18 protein-coding genes and 1 pseudogene are annotated in these 16768 nt (G+C 63.3%); 7 read left to right on the forward strand and 12 right to left on the reverse strand.

Annotation, left to right across the window (positions count from 1 at the left end; all coding sequences use genetic code 11):
• Positions 1–47: 47 nt before the first annotated feature.
• A complete protein-coding gene (locus NCS02_RS11225; RefSeq protein ID WP_250523117.1) occupies positions 48–884 on the forward strand; it encodes a symmetrical bis(5'-nucleosyl)-tetraphosphatase in 837 nt (278 codons plus the stop codon).
• On the opposite strand, the gene NCS02_RS11230 is transcribed toward NCS02_RS11225, so the two are convergent.
• The 6 genes from NCS02_RS11230 to NCS02_RS11255 are packed head-to-tail and all read right to left on the reverse strand — an operon-like array spanning position 853 to position 5521.
• Complete coding sequence (locus tag NCS02_RS11230) at positions 853–1653, reverse strand: lysophospholipid acyltransferase family protein (RefSeq protein ID WP_250523118.1); 801 nt, start codon at positions 1651–1653, stop codon at positions 853–855. The genes NCS02_RS11225 and NCS02_RS11230 overlap by 32 nt on opposite strands.
• Positions 1654–1655: 2 nt before the next feature.
• Positions 1656–2933: a dihydroorotase gene (locus tag NCS02_RS11235; RefSeq protein WP_250523119.1), complete on the reverse strand. Its 1278-nt coding sequence runs from the start codon at positions 2931–2933 to the stop codon at positions 1656–1658.
• Between the two features lie 10 nt (positions 2934–2943).
• Positions 2944–3954 carry an aspartate carbamoyltransferase catalytic subunit gene (locus NCS02_RS11240; protein WP_008342662.1) on the reverse strand — a complete coding sequence of 337 codons (1011 nt, stop codon included), beginning with the start codon at positions 3952–3954 and terminating at the stop codon, positions 2944–2946.
• Positions 3955–3997: 43 nt separating this feature from the next.
• Entirely contained in the window at positions 3998–4513 is a 516-nt protein-coding gene (gene pyrR / locus NCS02_RS11245) for a bifunctional pyr operon transcriptional regulator/uracil phosphoribosyltransferase PyrR (RefSeq protein ID WP_250523120.1), read from the reverse strand.
• Complete coding sequence (ruvX, locus tag NCS02_RS11250) at positions 4500–4946, reverse strand: Holliday junction resolvase RuvX (RefSeq protein WP_175980440.1); 447 nt, start codon at positions 4944–4946, stop codon at positions 4500–4502. Before ruvX ends, pyrR begins: the two co-directional genes overlap by 14 nt.
• Positions 4943–5521, reverse strand: coding sequence for a YqgE/AlgH family protein (locus NCS02_RS11255; RefSeq protein ID WP_008342667.1), 579 nt, complete (start codon positions 5519–5521; stop codon positions 4943–4945). Before NCS02_RS11255 ends, ruvX begins: the two co-directional genes overlap by 4 nt.
• 30 nt (positions 5522–5551) lie before the next feature.
• On the opposite strand from NCS02_RS11255, the gene NCS02_RS11260 reads away from it, so the two are divergent.
• On the forward strand, positions 5552–7048 hold the full coding sequence (locus NCS02_RS11260) for a cryptochrome/photolyase family protein (protein WP_250480650.1): 1497 nt from the start codon (positions 5552–5554) through the stop codon (positions 7046–7048).
• Here NCS02_RS11260 and NCS02_RS11265 read toward each other — a convergent pair.
• Complete coding sequence (locus NCS02_RS11265; RefSeq protein WP_250480651.1) at positions 7045–8439, reverse strand: hypothetical protein; 1395 nt, start codon at positions 8437–8439, stop codon at positions 7045–7047. The two genes, NCS02_RS11260 and NCS02_RS11265, sit on opposite strands and share 4 nt — an antisense overlap.
• Positions 8440–8791: 352 nt before the next feature.
• Entirely contained in the window at positions 8792–8962 is a 171-nt protein-coding gene (locus tag NCS02_RS11270; RefSeq protein ID WP_008342674.1) for a rubredoxin, read from the reverse strand.
• Positions 8963–9271: 309 nt separating this feature from the next.
• Between NCS02_RS11270 and thiD the strand changes: the two genes are divergently transcribed.
• Both thiD and NCS02_RS11280 read left to right on the forward strand, forming a co-directional pair.
• Complete coding sequence (gene thiD, locus NCS02_RS11275; protein WP_034471621.1) at positions 9272–10147, forward strand: bifunctional hydroxymethylpyrimidine kinase/phosphomethylpyrimidine kinase; 876 nt, start codon at positions 9272–9274, stop codon at positions 10145–10147.
• A gap of 31 nt (positions 10148–10178) precedes the next feature.
• Positions 10179–10958 (forward strand): DUF72 domain-containing protein, encoded by a 780-nt coding sequence (locus NCS02_RS11280; RefSeq protein WP_250480652.1) that lies wholly within the window; start codon positions 10179–10181, stop codon positions 10956–10958.
• A gap of 298 nt (positions 10959–11256) precedes the next feature.
• On the opposite strand, the gene NCS02_RS11285 is transcribed toward NCS02_RS11280, so the two are convergent.
• Together NCS02_RS11285 and NCS02_RS11290 are read right to left on the reverse strand one after the other, a co-directional pair.
• Positions 11257–12198, reverse strand: coding sequence for an RNA-guided endonuclease InsQ/TnpB family protein (locus NCS02_RS11285; protein WP_250523121.1), 942 nt, complete (start codon positions 12196–12198; stop codon positions 11257–11259).
• Positions 12199–12252: 54 nt separating this feature from the next.
• Positions 12253–12645 (reverse strand): helix-turn-helix domain-containing protein, encoded by a 393-nt coding sequence (locus NCS02_RS11290; RefSeq protein ID WP_250523122.1) that lies wholly within the window; start codon positions 12643–12645, stop codon positions 12253–12255.
• A 122-nt stretch (positions 12646–12767) separates the two neighbouring features.
• Here NCS02_RS11290 and NCS02_RS11295 point away from each other — a divergent pair.
• Positions 12768–12980, forward strand: a pseudogene (locus NCS02_RS11295) (hypothetical protein); the annotation flags it as partial.
• A 96-nt stretch (positions 12981–13076) separates the two neighbouring features.
• Here the strand turns inward: NCS02_RS11295 and groL are convergent.
• Together groL and NCS02_RS11305 are read right to left on the reverse strand one after the other, a co-directional pair.
• Entirely contained in the window at positions 13077–14717 is a 1641-nt protein-coding gene (gene groL / locus NCS02_RS11300) for a chaperonin GroEL (RefSeq protein ID WP_008342681.1), read from the reverse strand.
• Between the two features lie 95 nt (positions 14718–14812).
• On the reverse strand, positions 14813–15103 hold the full coding sequence (locus tag NCS02_RS11305) for a co-chaperone GroES (RefSeq protein WP_006999126.1): 291 nt from the start codon (positions 15101–15103) through the stop codon (positions 14813–14815).
• Positions 15104–15487: 384 nt separating this feature from the next.
• Between NCS02_RS11305 and NCS02_RS11310 the strand changes: the two genes are divergently transcribed.
• On the forward strand, positions 15488–15838 hold the full coding sequence (locus tag NCS02_RS11310) for a DUF4148 domain-containing protein (protein ID WP_034471613.1): 351 nt from the start codon (positions 15488–15490) through the stop codon (positions 15836–15838).
• Positions 15839–16009: 171 nt separating this feature from the next.
• Entirely contained in the window at positions 16010–16768 is a 759-nt protein-coding gene (locus NCS02_RS11315) for a DUF2242 domain-containing protein (protein ID WP_250523123.1), read from the forward strand.

Below are 16768 nucleotides of genomic sequence, written 5' to 3' on the forward strand. Positions count from 1 at the left end.
CTCACCCGGATTTCCTCCTAGAAGAAGCCTGACAATAAATCTCCCAGATGACCATCGCCACCTCCCCCGCTCCCCTCGTCTTCGGCGATCTCCAGGGCTGTTGCGACCCCTTCCAGCGCCTCCTCAAAAAAGCCGCGCCATCACCCGACACACCGCTCTGGTTCGCGGGCGATCTCATCAACCGTGGGCCGAAGTCGTTGCAGACATTGCGCGAGATCATCGCCCTCGGCTCGCGCGCAACTGTCGTGCTTGGCAATCACGATCTGAACCTGCTCTCCGTCGCCGCCGGCCTGCGCAAGCCGAAAAAAGGCGACACGCTAGATGAAATCCTCGAAGCGCCCGACGCCGCCGATCTCATCGAGTGGGTGCGTCACAAGCCGGTCGCGCACTTCGAAAACAATGTGCTGATGGTTCACGCGGGCGTGTTGCCGCAATGGGACGCGACGATGACGATGGAACTCGCGCACGAGCTTGAGCAAGCGCTGCGCGCACCGAACTGGAAGGAAACGCTCGCGTCGCTCTACGGCAACGAGCCGCATCGCTGGGACGATTCACTGAAGGGCGCCGACCGGCTGCGCGTGATCTATAACGCGTTGTCGCGCATCCGCTTCTGCACACCCGAAGGCGCGATGGAGTTCGCCAACAACGGCGGCCCCAACGCCGCGCCGCCCGGCTACATGCCGTGGTTCGACGTGCCGGACCGCCGCACGCAGGACGTGACGATCGTCTTCGGCCACTGGGCCGCGCTCGGTCTCATGATCCGCGACGACGTTCTCTGCCTCGATTCGGGCTGCGTGTGGGGCAACAAGCTGTCGGCGGTGCGCCTGACGGCCGATCCCGCGCAGCGCGTCGTCACGCAGGTGAGCTGCTCGATGAAGAAGTGAGCGGCACTTCCGTCATCGCATCGGCGACGGCGGGCAGGCCACGCATCCGCTGAAGTGCGGCGTCGACGGAAGCCTGCGCCTCGCTCGCGAGCAACCGCCGGTCCGCGCCCGGTGCGAGCGGATCGCACACGTAAAGATGCGCGGTGAGCGGCCGCGCGCGCAAGAGCGCATCGAGCGAATCGTTGAGCGACATATCGCCGATATACGCCGGCGCGGTCGATTGCCTTCCTTGCGCATCCGCGTACATCAGGCAGATCGGCTGCACCGGGCACGACGCCGACACCGCCGCCTGAAACATGTTCGCGTGAAACGGCAGCAGCGCTTGCCCGTCCGAGGTCGTGCCTTCCGGAAACACGCACATCTTTTCGCCGGCGAGCAGACGATCCGCGAGCTCGTGCATGATGCGCTTCGCGTCGCTGCGCTTCTCGCGCTGCACGAACACCGTATCCAGTTGATGCGCAAGCCAGCCGACCACCGGCCATTTGCGGATCTCCGCCTTCGACACGAACGGCGTCGGACGCCACGCGTTGATGACGTAGATATCGATCCACGAGATGTGATTGCCGACGACGAGCACGCCGCTATCGAGCCGCGCCTCGTCGTTATGCACGACGAGCTTCATCCCCGAAAGCCGCAGCATTTCGAGCGACCACAGTCGGTTCATCTCGGCGCGTTCGGCCGCCGACGCGCGGGCAAAGCGCGTCGCGACGATCCACATGCCGTACAACAGATGCGCGACGAGCCGAAGCTTGCGCCATGCGAAGCGCATGTTCAGCGGCTCTCGTAAGCGACGTGACCGCCGACCACCGTCGCACGCACGCGCGCCGGCAATTCGTAGCCACGAAACGGCGTATTGCGGCCCTGGCTCTTCAGCTTCAGCGGATCGACGCGCCATTCGCTCGCCGCATCGAACACGCACAGATCGGCGAGCGCGCCCGTCGCAATGCGGCCGGCGGGGAGCTTCAGCACGTCGGCGGGCGCGCACGTGATGCGCGACAGCGCCTTCGCGAGCGGCACGTTCGCTTCGCGCGCCCACTTCACCGTCAGCGACAGCAGCAATTCGAGGCCGGTCGCGCCGGGCGTCGCTTCGGCGAAGGGCAGCAGCTTTTCGTCGTCGTCGAGCGGCGTGTGATCGGAGCAGATCGCGTCGATGGTGCCGTCGGCGAGACCCGCGCGGATCGCATCGCGGTCGCGTTGCTGACGCAGCGGCGGATCGAGGCGAAATTGCGAATCGAAATAGCCGATGTCGATGTCCGTCAGATGCACGTGATTGATGGTCACGTCGCACGACACGGCGATTCCTTCGGCCTTCGCCGCGCGCACGAGCGCGACGCCCGCCGCCGACGACAGATGCGACAAATGCACGCGCGCGCCCGTCACGCGCATCAGTTCGAAGATGGTATGCAGCGCGATCGTTTCCGCCGACACCGGCACGCCCGACAGCCCCAGCCGCGACGCCACCGCGCCGCTCGCCGCCACGCCGCCCTTCGACATGTACGCATCCTGCGGACGCAGCCACGCGGTATAGCCGTACGTGGTCGCATACTGCAGCGCGCGCTGCAGCGTGCGCGTATCGACGATCGGGTTATCCGCCTGCGAAAAGCCGACGCAGCCCGCTTCGGTCAGCTCGACCATCTCGGTGATGGTCTCGCCCTTGAGCCCGACCGTCAGCGCGCCGAGCGGATACACGTGCGCGAGATGCAGTTTCTGCGCGCGAAACTTGAGCATTTCGACAAGACCGGGTTCGTCGAGCGTCGGATCGGTGTCGGGCGGGCACACGAGACTCGTCACGCCGCCCGCCATCGCGGCGGCCATCTCGGATTCGAGCGTCGCCTTGTGTTCGAAGCCCGGTTCGCGCAGACGCGCCGACAAATCGACGAAACCCGGCGCGACGTAAAGCCCCGAAGCGTCGATGACCTTGGCCGCGTTGAAATCCGCGGGCGCCTCGCCGATGCCGACGATCCTGCCCGCCGCGATGAACACGTCCTTGCGCTCTTCCGTGCCGGCCGCCGGATCGATGATCGTGCCGTTCTGAATCTGGATCTTCATGTCGTCTTTGTCAGTCAGTGTTGCCGGCCACGATGCCCATCACCGCCATGCGCACGGCGATGCCGAAAGTCACCTGATTCAGGATGACCGACTGCGGGCCGTCGGCCACTTGCGAGTCGATTTCCACGCCGCGATTCATCGGACCCGGATGCATGACGATCGCATCGGGCGCGGCGAGCGCGAGACGCTCGGGCGTCAATCCCCAGCTCTTGAAGTACTCCTGCGCGGACGGCAAGAGCGCGCCGCTCATGCGCTCGTTCTGCAGGCGCAGCATGATGATGACGTCGACGCCCTTCAGCCCTTCGTCGAGATTGTGATAGACGTGCACGCCCATCTGATCGAGATTGCCCGGCAACAGCGTGCGCGGTCCGATCGCGCGCACTTCGGGCACGCCAAGCGTCGTCAGCGCGTGAATGTCGGAGCGCGCTACGCGCGAATGCAGGATGTCGCCGACGATCGCCACGCGCAGCTTCGTGAAGTCGCGCTTGTAATGGCGGATCGTGTACATGTCGAGCAGGCCCTGCGTCGGATGCGCGTGACGGCCATCGCCCGCATTGATGACGTGCACGTGCGGCGCGCAATGCTCGGCGATCAGATACGGCGCGCCGCTCGATGCGTGACGCACGACGAACATGTCGGCGTGCATCGCGGAGAGATTGTTGATCGTGTCGAGCAGCGATTCACCTTTGCTCGTCGACGATGCGTTGATGTTCAGATTCAGCACGTCGGCCGAAAGACGCTTCGCCGCGATCTCGAACGTGGTGCGCGTGCGTGTCGAGTTCTCGAAGAAGAGATTGAACACCGACTTGCCGCGCAAAAGCGGCACCTTCTTCACTTCGCGATCGGTCACGCTGACGAACTGCTCGGCGGTATCGAGAATGTGCGTGACGATCGAGCGCGGCAATCCTTCGATGCTCAACAGGTGCTTCAGCTCGCCGTTCTTCGTCAGCTGCGGATTGCCCTTGAGAAAGCCGTAGCGAAAGGTGTCGGGCGCGGCGGCGCCTTCGGTGGCGGTATTCATGTCGATCCCGGATGTACTTTGAAAAGACGTCGAAGCGCTCGCTTCAGCTGGCGCGCGGTTCCGTCCTGAAGTCGAATGCGCCGTCTTCGCGACGCGCGAGCACGAGATTCTGATTCGCGGGCACATCGAGCGTCGCGCCGGTGAAACGCGCGCCGATCGGCATTTCGCGCCCGCGGCGATCGGCGAGCACCGCGAGATCGATCGATGCCGGACGGCCATAGTCGTACAGCTCGTTGATCGCCGCGCGCACGGTGCGCCCCGTGGACAGCACGTCGTCGACCAGGATGATGCGGCGGCCGTTCACATCGAAGGGGAGCGAGGTCGGGCTCGCCTGGCTGTGCAGGCCTTTCTTCGCGTAGTCGTCGCGATGCAGCGCCACGTTCACCACGCCGAAGCGCGGCGCGTTCAGATCCTTCGCGAGCCGCTCGGCAAGCCACACGCCGCCGCTGAAAATGCCCGCGAGAACGGCGCCGTCGGGCGCGGCGAGCGATTGTCCGTAGGCAGCGCGAATCTGGTCGACGAGCGCGCGATAAAGCGCCTCGGCGTCAATGGAACTCATGATCGTCGGCAAGTCCGTCGAGATATTGTTGAAGGATGACGCGCGCGGCTTCGGCGTCGATTTCGTCGAAGCGGCCGCGCGCATTGGCGCGCACGCCGCGCTCGCGCAAATCGGCTTTGGCGTCGACGGACGAGTAGCGCTCGTCCACCCATTGCACCGGCACGTTGAAACGTCCGTTCACCTGATTGCCGAAGCGCTTCGCAAGCGCGCTCATTTCGTGCGGCGTGCCGTCGGGATGCATCGGCATGCCGACGACGATAGCGTCGGGCTTCCACTCGTCGAGCAGTTTGCCCACTTCGACGAAGCGATAGTCGCGATTGCGGTTTTCCAGCGTGACGAGCGCGCGCGCGTGGCGGGTGAGCGTATTGCCGACGGCGACACCAATGCGTTTCTCGCCGTAATCGAATGCCAGCAGCGTGGCTTCGCGGCTCATGCGTGCCCTGCTTCGCCGGACAACATCGAGCGCGACACGCCGAGCAGCGAGAGCGCCGCTTCAAGGCGGTCTTCGGCTGGTACGTCGAAGATGATGCGCGGATCGGCTTCGACGGTCAGCCAGCCGTTCTTCGAGATTTCCTCTTCGAGCTGGCCCGCGCCCCAGCCGGCATGACCGAGCGTAAGCAGGAAGCGCTCGGGGCCCTTGCCGCTCGCGACAGCTTCGAGCACGTCCTTCGACGTGGTCATGGCGAGTCCGCCGGGCACGCTCATCGACGAGCTATAGGGTTCGCCCTCGCCCGCTTCGTGCAGCACGAAGCCGCGCTCGGTCTGCACGGGACCGCCGAAATAAACGGGCAAATGGACGAGCGGCTCGATTTCGAGCTTGAGATCGATGCGATTGAAGAGCGATTGAAGGTCGATGTCGGTCGGCCGGTTGATGACGAGACCGAGCGCGCCCTTCTCCGTGTGATCGCAAAGGTAGACCACCGTTCCTGAAAACGTCGGATCGGCCATGTTGGGCATGGCGATCAGGAACTGATTCGTCAAATTGATGCGATCGGAAGTCTTGGACATAATTCAGAATTTTAACAAAGGCGCTGCGAGATGGCCGACTTTGATGTGGCTCTGGTCTGGTTTCGGCGGGATCTGCGCGCGGCAGACAATGCTGCACTCTATCACGCGCTTACAAGGTGCCGTCGGGTGCTGTGCGCCTTCGTTTTCGATCGCGATATTCTTGCGCCGCTCGACAAAAAAGACCGGCGCGTGCCGTTCATTCACGCGAGCGTCGTCGAGCTGGATCGCACGCTGCGCGAGGCGGGCGGCGCGTTGATCGTGCGGCACGGGCACCCCGTGCACGATATTCCTTCGCTCGCACGCGAATGCGGCGCGAACGCCGTGTTCGTCAATCGCGATTACGAGCCGGCGGCGAAGGCGCGCGACGAAGCCGTCGCGCAGAAGCTCGCGAGTCAGGACATCGCGTTCTTCTCTTTCAAGGATCAGGCCGTCTTCGATCACGACGATGTGATGACAGGCGCCGCAAAGCCCTACACCGTCTTCACGCCGTACAAGCGCAAGTGGCTCGCGACGCTCACGCCCGATGCGCTTGCGCCCTACGCATCCGAAGAACATCTGGACGCGCTCGCCAAGCCGCCGTCGAACGTGAAGCATGCGATTCCATCGCTCGATGCGCTCGGTTTCGGCGATGCACCCGCGCCTGCGTTTCCCGCCGGCACGCGCGGCGCCTATGAACTCTTCGACGATTTCCGGGACCGCATGATCGACTACGGCCGCACGCGCGATTTCCCCGCGCTAAAAGGGCCGAGCTATCTCGGCGTTCATCTGCGGCACGGCACGATGTCGATCCGCGCGCTCGCCCGCAGCGCCCACGATGCGCAGCGTCACGGCGACAAGGGCGCTGAAACGTGGCTAGGCGAGCTGATCTGGCGCGAGTTCTATTTCTCCGTGCTGCACCATTTTCCGCACGTCGGCGTGGCTGGCGATCATCGCGCGTTCAAGCCGGAGTACGACCGCATCGGCTGGGAAACGGGCGATGCCGCCGACGCGAATTTCGCCGCGTGGTGCGCGGGTCAGACGGGCTATCCGCTCGTCGATGCGGCGATGCGGCAGATCAACGCGTCGGGATACATGCATAACCGTCTGCGCATGGTTGTGGCGAGCTTTCTGACAAAGGATCTCGGCATCGACTGGCGACGCGGCGAGGCGTACTTCGAAGCGCATCTGAACGACTTCGAGCTCTCGAACAACAACGGCGGATGGCAATGGGCCGCGTCGAGCGGCTGCGATGCGCAACCGTACTTTCGCATCTTCAATCCGGTCACGCAGTCACGGAAATTCGATTCGGCGGGCAAGTTCATCCGTCATTACGTGCCAGAGATCGCGGCTCTTTCCGATCGCGATATTCACGCGCCGTGGCTTGCAAAACCGGATGCGCTGAAAGCGGCGAAGATCTCGCTCGGCGCGGATTATCCGCAGCCGATCGTCGATCACGAAGCCGCCAGAAAACGCACGCTCATGCGTTATGACGTCGTGCGCGCGCCGGGCCCGAAGCAGCTTCCGCCCGACGACGACGGCGAAGACTAGCGCGCAAACGGCGCAGGTTTTTCGATCATCGACGTCAGCGCGACGATCGATCCGCGCCCTTCCGAAGGCGCGATGCCGGCTGCCGCCTGATGCAGCATCGAACGCAGCATTTGCGCGGCGCGCTCGGGCACGGTCGCGTCGATGCCGCGTGTCGCGCCTTCGGCGCCATCGGCGTGCGTTTCGCCGTGATGCGCGACGCGCCGCCATGCGAGGCCGAGCGTATCCGCCAAGAGCGCGACATGCCCGAGGCCCAGCGCGCAAGCCGCCGCGCCCAGCCGATGCGACGCGTCCGCCGCCGACAGCGCCGCCGCTTCATCGACCATGCCGGTTTCGTTCGCCTGCGTGCCGCGCTCGACGAGCGCGTCGATCGACGTTTCCGCGCTCTGCAGGAAGTCCTCGTAAGCACTCGCGTTCACGCGCAGCACGCCGAGATCGCGCGTCGCGGCGTCGCGCGAGGCTTCCTCGCCCGCCTGCGCGGCGCTCTCTTCCCACGCCGCTTCCGATTCGGGCGTCGCGGCGACGTGCCACGCGACCGTCAGGCCGTAATCGCGCAAAACATCGACGTGGTCGGCATCTTCCGGCCGCGCGCCGTACAGCGCGAAATCGCGCCACAGCAGCGCGAGCGTCGCGCGCACGAGCGAGCGCGGCGCGTACGACAGCGCGTGCGCCTGATCGGCCAGCACGAGGTTGAAGCGCGCGTAGAGACGCTTGACGTCGGCGATGTAGTCCAGCTCGCCGCCGGTGCGCTGCGCGCGCTCGCGTAGCGCCACGACCGCCGACGACGCGAGCCGCCAGAAATCGTAGGGATCCGGGCCGCGCAGTTCGTCGAGGCAGGCGTCGAGGCGCGCGAAGGTGTCGGCGGAGCCTTCGGCCGGTCCGCGCAAGAGTTTCAGCAACGTTTCCTCATAGCGCGCCCGCGTATGCGCGAGCCGCTCGGGCGCGATGCCGCGCAGCGTCGCCGGCGCGATCGCGCGGCCCGCGAGGGCGAGGTCATCGTAGGAAACCGGCGCGATGCGCGTATGCGATGCAAGCAACGCATGCAGGCCGCGATAGTGATCGAAGAGCGCCGTCGAGCACGAGAGTTCGCGCAGATTGCGCCGCTCGACCGCGCCGCGAAAAACCGCGATCGCATCGGCGATGCGTGCGTGGCTACCTTCCGATTCCTCGCCGAGCGGCGCGACGAGCGTCAGCGCCTCGGCGAAGCGCTGCGCGGGAAGCCACCCCGCCGAATGCAGCGCGGCGATCGCGCGCTTGAGCGCCGCCCCGGTTTCGCCCTGACGCTGGAACGCGTGCAGCGCGTCGGTCAGCGCCATTTCTGCGAGTCGCACCGATCCGCCGCGCGGATTGGGCAAGGCTTCGTACGGAACGGGCAGATCGGGACGAGATGTCATAACAAGCGCTCACAAGCCGGTTCGCGGGCGCGGCGACGGAAGGCCGCCGTCACCCGCCGTTTATATGCGTCATCGACAGGCGGGAGACGGCGTCGCCGCGCCTGCTTCAAGCGTATGCCTTAACGGGCCAGTGCGGGAACCGAACCTGCAAAGGCTTTTCGCATCTTTGTTCGCCAACGTCGGTCGACGCCGGAATCGCCGCAACGAACTCATCTGACGCTGCAAAATCCGAAAAATCGGACGGGCCGCCCGACGGCGGCCCATGCGTGGCACGCGCCGTCAGCGACGTACGCGGTCCGCAAAAAACGCGCGCCGCATGACGCGAGTCATGCGGCGCGGCAGAACGACAAGATCAGATCTGGACCATCTCGAAATCTTCCTTGCGGGCTCCGCATTCGGGACAGGTCCAGTTGATCGGAACGTCCTCCCAGCGCGTGCCCGGCGCGATGCCCTCGTCAGGCAATCCCGCCTCCTCGTCGTAGATCCAGCCGCAGATCAGGCACATCCAGCTTCTGTATTCCATACTTATGCCGAGTCGATTGGTCGTTTAAAAATAGGACATGATGGTACCGTGTTGCCGTGCCGATGCCTAGCAAGCCGCCCGCCTGCGGTGCGCGCATCGTGACATGGGTCGAAACGGCCGTCACGCCGGGTCCGGTGAAGAAGGCTAGCGCACCGGAAAAAAGTGCGCAAAGAAACATTCCTGGCGGCGTTAGGCCGCATAATCAGACATGACCGAGCGGGCATTCGCTCACGCGCCGAGGCGCGCACGAGTTCGCTTAGAGCCGATCGTCCATCCAAGCAATCCAATACCATAATGTCCGTTTTTGCCATGACCGGCGATTCCCCACCGATCGTACTCACCTTCGGCCTTTCCGATCCAACGGGCGGCTCCGGCCTGCAGGCCGACTTGCTGACGCTCGCCAGCATGGGCTGTCACGGCGCGACCGTGCTGACGGGCTACGCGGTGCGCGACTCCGCGACCTGCGATGAAGTGACGGGCCTCGATCCGGACACCGTCGCGACCCAGGCGCGCATGTTGCTAGAGGACATGCCGATCGCCGCCTTCAAGATCGGCGCGGCGACGCGCGCGGAGCTCGTGTCCGCCATCGCCGAAGTCGTCTCCGATTACGACGACGTGCCGCTGATCCTCGCGCCCGATTTCACGCTCGACGACGAACACGTCCTGTCCGCCGATGAACTGCGCGAATCGCTCGCCGATCTGCTCGTGCCGCAGACCACCATGCTGATTGCCGATCACGCCACGCTACTGCAACTCGCGCAGCCCGACAGCGACGCGGAATCGCCGACGCTCGATTCCGCGATTTCCCACATTCTGGCGCAGGGCTGCGAGTACGTGCTCGCAATGGAAACCGGCACGCATCGTCACGTCAACACGCTCTACAGCGAAGAAGGGCTCGTGCGACAGGACACGTGGGAGCGCAGCGTGCAACGCATCATGGGCCTGACCGATACGCTCGGCTCGGCAGTCGCCGCCCTGCTCGCCAACGGCCAGGAACCTGCCGAGGCCGCGCGTGAGGCGCAAGAGTATGTGTTTCAGGCCGCGCGCGCCGCGTTCCGGCCCGGCATGGGCGCGTATCTGCCGGATCGCTTCTTCTGGGCGCGCTCGAACGATGCCGACGAAGAAGGCGACGCATCCGCGCTGCCCGACGATCCAACGGGATTGCCCGGAGAAGCCCGACACTGACACACAACAAGAAGGGAGGCGACGCGAGCGCATGCCATACCGACTGCCCCATCTGCACAAGCCCGGCCCGCAAGGCGCGATCCGCATCGGCTGCGCGGGCTGGGGCCTGTCGAGCGGTGTCTCCGCGAGCTTTCCGCATGAAGGCACTCATCTCGAACGCTACTCGCACGTTCTGACGTGCGTCGAGATCAACTCCAGTTTCCACAAGCCGCATCGCGAGCAGACCTACGCGAACTGGGCGCACAGCGTGCCCGAGTCATTCCGGTTCTCGGTCAAGCTGCCGAAGGCGATCACGCACGACGCGCGTCTCGTCGATATCGAATCGCTGCTCGACGACTTTCTCCGCGCGGCCGGCCAACTGGGCGACAAGCTCGGATGCTGGCTCGTGCAATTGCCGCCGAGCCTGCCGTTCGATCACGACATCGCCGACGCGTTTTTCAAGGCGCTGCGCGAGCGCACGACGTTGCCGGTCGCGTGCGAGGCGCGCGAACATAGCTGGTTCACGACGCACGCGGCAGCGTTGCTGAAGTCGCATCACATTGCATACGTCGACGCCGACCCGATTCCCGACGAATGCGAGATCAAGCATCGCGCGGACGCATCGCTCGTGTACGTGCGGCTGCACGGCTCGCCCGAGCTATACAAGTCCTCGTACGACTACACCTATCTCGACGAACTCGCGCGCACGCTGCACAACCGCGCGAAAAAGACGGCCGAAGTCTGGTGCATCTTCGACAACACCGCCGAGGGCCACGCGCAGCCGAACGCGCTGCATCTGATGGAGCGGCTGCGGATTCATCACAAGGTCTGATTCTCTGGAGATTGTTCGATGCAAAGTCCGCGGGACGAATTGCCCGTTTGCTTGCAGCCATGCTGCTCGCCTCGCTGCCGAGTTCGCCGTCCCGAGCAGAAGCAAAAACGTCGCGCTCGCGGGCGACCGCACACCGCTGCTGACGATCTTCTTCGAGCAGAATGAATCGAAGACACGGCGGCAGGTCGTTCGGCAGAAGTTGAAGGAACAAGGCTACGTGAACTCTCATCGGCCTGAAGACGCGATGCTTCTGTGCCTCGCGGCGCATGATTCCTGCTTCGCGGCGGACTGCCTTGACCTACGCAGCTAGGCGTGGATCAGGACTTACATTCGCTCCACAGGCAACTTCCGGCGTCCCACCGGTCGGAATTCTGTCCATCCGTCGAAACGCAATGCGCTTTTTAGACTTCTCGACGAAGAAAGCTCCGTCGCGCAATGCTCGGATACCGAGGGTCTTGATGTTGATCCCCGCGTTATGGTCAGCATGCAGCGACAAACCGCAGCGTAGACAGACAAAGCGACGGGCATCCCTGTTGTCTGCATGGATGTGCCCGCACCGGGAACATCCTCTTGACGAATTTTGTGCTGGCACCTTGCCGACTAGCTTGTTCTTTTTCGCGGCCTTGTAGCGCAAATATACGTCGATTCTGCCCCAGCACGAGGCGAGGATCTTCCGGTTCAAGTGAGCCTTCGCCTTCGCACGGTTTTCGAGCCACTTTCCTGTGCGCTCGTCTTTGACCACCTTCGGACGACGGCTCATGTTCCTGACCTTAAGATCCTCGAGCACAAAGAAACGCGCTTCGCTGTTGACGAGCCGATAAGTGAGTCGGTGAGCGAAGTCGTTGCGCACGCGCGCTGCGTACTCCAGCCGTCGAGCAATCCGTCTGGCCAGTTTGCGGCGGTTCGCCGACCCATCCTGCGATCGCGCTAAGCGCCGCTGATATCGCTTGGCACCGATCTCCTTGCGCTCCATACGTTTCACGGTCACAGGATCGAAGCGCAACTGCTCACCAGCGCTCGTGGCAACACAGTTGTCTGCCACGTTGCGGTCAAGGCCGAGCGTGACCCTAGCCAGCGTCGCGTCGTCGAGCGTATCCAACTCGTACGCCAATTCGTGCGGCATGCGCACAATGAAATTGCTCTCGTGCTCGTAGCAGAAACTCAAAAACCATTGACCAGCAAGCTCGCGGAGGACGATGCTCTTTGGCTCTCCAAACGGGCGATGCGCCTTGAATGGCAACCTGCCGATGGGATCGGCCTTCGTGCCCAGTTGGATGGCCGGCCCTGCAGCAGTCTAGACAAGGCGGAACAGTTCCGCGGTCACGTGGACGCTGTTGAAGTCTCTCCGTGTGCGGCGTCGCGGTGCGTTCGCGAGCTTTTTCAACTGTCGTTGCTTAGCGTTCATCCAGCGCACTGCGCCGTTGCGCAGGATTTGACTTGGCACCTCGTACAGCCACGGTGTCAGTTCCCGGTCCTTGAACTGCGCGTAAGCCTGATCAAGCGGGGCTTTGACTTCCACGTTACCCGAGACTACCTCAAGCCTGCGTTGTGCTGCGAAGAGCCGATCTTCGTCTACTTTTCCGTTGTAAATGAAGCGCTGACAGCCAATCCATCGCGCGAGCGTCGACGCCAATTCCGCATCAGGATAGGCTCTGAATCGAACGCCAGATTGGAGTGTGATAGGCATATTGATACTGTACATCCATACATAGAAGTGTCAAGGAAGTTCGATCCGCATCGGCTCGAAAGCGAACCATCGGTCCGCCACCTATACTTCCCGCGTGACGGAAGATCGCCGATGTTTTATCCAAGAATGTTCCATCGCCGGGCGTCGAAGTGGTGTCGTGGTACGTGATGATGGGCATCGGCCAGGTCGTGACGCTGCGCGTGCCCGCCGACCGGTTGCGCGAAGTGAATCGCGCGATCGAAAGCACCGCATGGGGCGGATATCGGACGGAGTTCTATCCGACGTACGACTACAAGGCCGCCGCGCAGAAGTTGCGCGAGGAGATGAACAAATAGTCCGGACGAAAAAAAACCCGCATCGCTGCGGGTTTTTCTTTGGCATGACGCGAGCCTCTTTCGAAGCCCGCGCCGATGTAATCGGCTTTCGCCAGATTACATGTCCATGCCCATGCCGCCCATGCCGCCGGGCATGCCGCCAGGCATCGGAGCATCTTCCTTCGGCAGTTCGGCGACAGCTGCGTCGGTCGTCAGCAGCAGGCCAGCCACCGATGCCGCGTTTTGCAGCGCCGTGCGCGTCACCTTCGTCGGGTCGACGACACCGGCTTCCACCAGGTCACCGTACTCGCCGGTTGCCGCGTTATAGCCGTAGTTGCCCGTACCTTGAGCAACTGCTGCCACCACGACCGAAGCTTCTTCGCCGCCGTTCGTGACGATCTGGCGCAGCGGCTCTTCCATTGCGCGCAGGACGATCTTGATACCGGCGTCCTGGTCTGCGTTCGCGCCCTTCAGGCCGTCGATCGCCTTGCGTGCGCGGATCAGCGCAACGCCGCCGCCTGCCACGATGCCTTCTTCCACAGCTGCGCGCGTTGCGTGCAGTGCGTCTTCGACACGTGCCTTCTTTTCCTTCATTTCGACTTCGGTCGCAGCGCCGACCTTGATCACCGCAACGCCGCCGGCCAGCTTGGCCACGCGCTCTTGCAGCTTTTCACGGTCGTAGTCCGACGTCGCTTCTTCGATCTGCTTGCGCACTTGCTTCACGCGCGCTTCGATGTTCACGGCTTCGCCAGCGCCGTCGATGATCGTCGTGTTTTCCTTGCCCACTTCGATGCGCTTCGCCTGGCCCAGTTCAGCCAGCGTTGCCTTCTCGAGCGTCAGGCCGGTTTCTTCCGCGACCACTTGACCGCCGGTCAGGATCGCGATGTCTTCCAGCATGGCCTTGCGGCGGTCGCCGAAGCCCGGAGCCTTGACAGCAACCGTCTTCAGGATGCCGCGGATGTTGTTGACGACCAGCGTAGCCAGCGCTTCGCCTTCGACGTCTTCAGCGATGATCAGCAGCGGACGGCCAGCCTTCGCGACTTGTTCCAGAACCGGCAGCAGATCGCGGATGTTCGAAACCTTCTTGTCGTGCAGCAGCACGAACGGGTTTTCGAGGACGGCGACTTGCTTGTCCGGGTTGTTGATGAAGTAGGGCGACAGGTAGCCGCGGTCGAATTGCATACCTTCGACGACGTCCAGCTCGTCTTGCAGCGACTTGCCGTCTTCGACGGTGATGACGCCTTCCTTGCCGACCTTGTCCATCGCTTCAGCGATGCGCTCGCCGATCGACGTGTCGCTGTTCGCCGAGATCGAGCCGACTTGCGCGATTTCCTTGTTCGTCGTGCAGGGCTTGCTGATCTTGCGCAGTTCTTCGATTGCTGCAGCCACGGCCTTGTCGATGCCGCGCTTCAGGTCCATCGGGTTCATGCCCGATGCGACGTACTTCATGCCTTCGCGAACGATGGATTGCGCGAGCACGGTAGCGGTCGTGGTGCCGTCACCTGCGTTGTCGCTGGTCTTGGAAGCAACTTCCTTGACCATTTGCGCGCCCATGTTCTGGAGCTTGTCCTTCAGTTCGATTTCCTTCGCGACCGACACACCGTCCTTCGTGACCGTCGGGCCGCCGAAAGAGCGCTCGAGCACGACGTTGCGGCCCTTCGGACCCAGCGTGACCTTGACCGCGTTGGCCAGGATGTTCACGCCTTCGACCATCTTGGCGCGTGCGGAATCGCCAAAAGTGACTTCTTTAGCTGCCATATCCAAACTCCTTGATTCGATTCGGTTTGCTGGCTTCGCTGCGGCGCTCGGAGGAGCGGCTCAGGCAGACGAAGCCAAACGTGCAGGAAGGATGCTTACTTGACCAGAACGGCCATGATGTCTTCTTCGCGCATGACGAGCAGTTCCTGCCCGTCGACCTTGACGGTCTGGCCAGCGTACTTGCCGAACAGAACACGGTCGCCGACCTTCACGTCGAGGGCGATTTGCGCGCCCTTGTCATCGCGCTTGCCCGGGCCGATGGCCAGGACTTCGCCTTGATCCGGCTTCTCAGCGGCTGCTTCAGGGATCACGATGCCCGATGCGGTCTTGGTTTCCTGGTCCAGACGTTTGACGATGACGCGATCGTGCAAAGGACGAAGGTTCATACACACTCCTCTCTTGATTGAGACTGAAAACGCGGGAAAACCCGTCCTTTGAGAAGGATCTCGCCGGACGGCAATCTTGTTAGCACTCTCGTGCAGTGAGTGCCAATTATATGGAGCGACTTTGACAATTTCAAGGACGCAAAGGCCGGGAAAACGCTAAAGCGCTTGACTCTTGAAAAACGGCACTGCGTCCATAAGCGGAAAATCGGATCAATGGAAACCAAAAACCGATTGACAGAATTAATGCCGATTCGACAAAAGTGATTTCGTCGGATTAGGGTTTTTCCTAGGTCGTCCGGAGCCTAGACTGCATCTCAACGACGAAGCAACGGAAAGACACACACTCCGCCGCGACGTTCCTTAAAACAGCATCCGGAGGTCATCATGTTCAAGTTCAAATCAATCGTTCCCGCCATCGCCATTGCAGCCGTACTCGCCGCGCCGGCTTTCGCGCAAGCGCGCGAAGACGGCCCTGCCACCCGTGCGCAAGTGCGCGCCGAGCTCGTCCAGCTCGAACGCGCCGGATACAAGCCGATGGCCGATCAAGCCACGTATCCCGCCGAGATTCAGGCTGCCGAAGCGCGCGTGGCCGCGCAACAAAGCGCCTCGAACGCGTCGTTTGGCGGCGTGAGCGATGGCGCGTCGGCATCGGGGAAACCGGCGCGCGTCGGCTTTTTGAGCCGTATCGTCCGCCCCGCCGCCGATGCCAATCCGGTCGACTTCAATCGTCCGTAAGCGAACGCAAAGCGGCGCGCGACGCCGCATCCGACGAAGCCCGGCCTCGCGTGCCGGGCTTTTCGCTTGCTGAAGGAACTAAGACCCCTGCTTTTTCGTCGGTGATACCGCTGGCACTACAATCTTCACCTGCCTCTCTTCGTTCCTCTCGCTCTCCGTCTTAAGCCGCTCATGTCATCTCTCGCATCGTCGCGTCTCGTGTTCGTGTCGCTCGCGCTGACCGCCCTTGTCGGGTGCGGCGGCCGCGCCGCCACCACGCCGAGCTATCAGCAGGAGCTGTTCAGCACCGGCGTGAGCCCGTTCGCGCACAATTTTGACGCCACCGTCAACGAAACCTGCGAGGCCGCGCGCCGCGCGCTGCTGTCGCAAGGCTTTCTCACGACGATGGGCCAGCCCGACACCGTCGACGCGACCAAGAATTTCCAGCCGAGCGCCGAAACGCACGTCGTCGTCTCGTTCCACGTCGTTTGCACGCCCGGCGAAAACGCGACGAACCAAAGCATCGCGTACGTGAACGCCGTGCAGGACGGCTATGCGCTCAAGAAAAGCGACACGTCCGCGAGCGTGGGCTTGAGCGTGCTCGGCTCGCTGTCGCTGCCGATCCGCTCGAACAGCGACGCGATGGTCAAGATTTCCAGCGAGACCGTGCCCGCCGGCAAGTTCTATGACCGCTTCTTCGGTCTGATGGACCACTATCTGAACACGGTGCCGCGCAGCGCGCCCGTCGCCGGCGACGAAGTGAAAAGCAAGCCGCTCGCGCCGTCGATCATCGTGAGCTCGCCCGAGCTGACGCCGACGCCGATCGTCGTGCAGGCGCCCGCCGCCGCGACCGCGATCCAGAGGCCGAATGCGGATGCGGCTGCGGCTGGCGCATCGGAAGTCCCGGCGGCGTCGGCGGCCGCAGTGCCCGCGGCCACCGTGACGCACTGA

It is taken from the genome of Caballeronia sp. NCF2, assembly GCF_023631205.1.
In the GTDB taxonomy this organism is placed as follows: Bacteria; Pseudomonadota; Gammaproteobacteria; order Burkholderiales; family Burkholderiaceae; genus Caballeronia; species Caballeronia zhejiangensis.

Bases quoted from the DNA above. Each gene is read 5' to 3' on its own strand.
- NCS02_RS11225 (WP_250523117.1), top strand. From the start codon at position 48: ATGACCATCGCCACCTCCCCCGCTCCCCTCGTCTTCGGCGATCTCCAG.
- NCS02_RS11230 (WP_250523118.1), bottom strand. From the start codon at position 1,653: ATGCGCTTCGCATGGCGCAAGCTTCGGCTCGTCGCGCATCTGTTGTAC.
- NCS02_RS11235 (WP_250523119.1), bottom strand. From the start codon at position 2,933: ATGAAGATCCAGATTCAGAACGGCACGATCATCGATCCGGCGGCCGGC.
- NCS02_RS11240 (WP_008342662.1), bottom strand. From the start codon at position 3,954: ATGAATACCGCCACCGAAGGCGCCGCCGCGCCCGACACCTTTCGCTAC.
- pyrR (WP_250523120.1), bottom strand. From the start codon at position 4,513: ATGAGTTCCATTGACGCCGAGGCGCTTTATCGCGCGCTCGTCGACCAG.
- ruvX (WP_175980440.1), bottom strand. From the start codon at position 4,946: ATGAGCCGCGAAGCCACGCTGCTGGCATTCGATTACGGCGAGAAACGC.
- NCS02_RS11255 (WP_008342667.1), bottom strand. From the start codon at position 5,521: ATGTCCAAGACTTCCGATCGCATCAATTTGACGAATCAGTTCCTGATC.
- NCS02_RS11260 (WP_250480650.1), top strand. From the start codon at position 5,552: ATGGCCGACTTTGATGTGGCTCTGGTCTGGTTTCGGCGGGATCTGCGC.
- NCS02_RS11265 (WP_250480651.1), bottom strand. From the start codon at position 8,439: ATGACATCTCGTCCCGATCTGCCCGTTCCGTACGAAGCCTTGCCCAAT.
- NCS02_RS11270 (WP_008342674.1), bottom strand. From the start codon at position 8,962: ATGGAATACAGAAGCTGGATGTGCCTGATCTGCGGCTGGATCTACGAC.
- thiD (WP_034471621.1), top strand. From the start codon at position 9,272: ATGACCGGCGATTCCCCACCGATCGTACTCACCTTCGGCCTTTCCGAT.
- NCS02_RS11280 (WP_250480652.1), top strand. From the start codon at position 10,179: ATGCCATACCGACTGCCCCATCTGCACAAGCCCGGCCCGCAAGGCGCG.
- NCS02_RS11290 (WP_250523122.1), bottom strand. From the start codon at position 12,645: ATGCCTATCACACTCCAATCTGGCGTTCGATTCAGAGCCTATCCTGAT.
- groL (WP_008342681.1), bottom strand. From the start codon at position 14,717: ATGGCAGCTAAAGAAGTCACTTTTGGCGATTCCGCACGCGCCAAGATG.
- NCS02_RS11305 (WP_006999126.1), bottom strand. From the start codon at position 15,103: ATGAACCTTCGTCCTTTGCACGATCGCGTCATCGTCAAACGTCTGGAC.
- NCS02_RS11310 (WP_034471613.1), top strand. From the start codon at position 15,488: ATGTTCAAGTTCAAATCAATCGTTCCCGCCATCGCCATTGCAGCCGTA.
- NCS02_RS11315 (WP_250523123.1), top strand. From the start codon at position 16,010: ATGTCATCTCTCGCATCGTCGCGTCTCGTGTTCGTGTCGCTCGCGCTG.